The sequence below is a fragment of the Peribacillus sp. P4_C12 genome (assembly GCF_056402095.1).
Map to the genome: position 1 here is coordinate 1 of NZ_JBFUIB010001001.1, position 853 is coordinate 853.

Consider the following 853-nt stretch of genomic DNA (forward strand, 5'->3'; position numbering starts at 1 on the left):
ATTCCCCCCCATAACATACAGGAATAGAAACAGTTCGATGTGTTAGCTTTTTATCTTCTTTTAACCACTGTAGTTTCCTTTCCAGGATAGAACGAACCACTTCATATGGAGAAATACATTCATGGTTATTGCTTTGTTTTTGTTTCTTATAGATAACTAGAGGATCATAAAAAACTGTCAAATTTGTAAAAGCCGGCACACATTCTATAAATCCAACAAAAGGTTCATCTTCAAGCAAATCCATAAACATTTTAATTTTTTTGTGAATGTCGTATTTAATTTCATTCCCAAATGTAATCACGATTGCGGAATCGCCTAAGGGAGACAGTACGCATGTAGTTTTATTCAATAGCTTTTCCGGCATAGAACTCATCTCTTTCTGTTAGTTATAAAACGCCTAATTTTTCATCACGAATATCCGTTATAAACATATGTCCTGGTGCATGCGTAATCATAATCGCCGGTTTTGTTTCCATTGCGATAGATTGAGGCGTTACTCCACAAGCCCAGAAGACTGGCACTTCTCCTTCACGAATCGTTACTGCATCACCAAAATCAGGCTGCTGTATGTTAGAAACACCAATCGCCCCCGGATCTCCAATATGGATTGGACCACCATGAACAGCAGGAAAACGCGATGTAACTTGAGCCGCTCGCACCACATCTTGCTGAGGAATCGGACGCATGCTTGCTACCATTTTCCCGTGAAAGATCCCGGCTTCAGTACATGAAATATTCGTTTTATACATTGGTACATTACAGTCCTCTTCAATATGACGAATGGAAATATCATTGTTTAAAAGGGCATGTTCAAATGTAAAGCTGCAACCTATTAAAAATCCAACCATATCAT

2 protein-coding genes are annotated in these 853 nt (G+C 38.6%); both read right to left on the reverse strand.

The window, feature by feature from the left end; all coding sequences use genetic code 11:
* Positions 1–364: carboxyltransferase domain-containing protein (locus tag AC1DUW_RS30830; protein ID WP_477644451.1), on the reverse strand; the 364-nt coding region annotated here is incomplete at its 3' end.
* 22 nt (positions 365–386) lie between these two features.
* Positions 387–853 (reverse strand): D-glutamate cyclase family protein (locus tag AC1DUW_RS30835; RefSeq protein ID WP_477644452.1); only part of this gene is annotated, 467 nt, incomplete at its 5' end.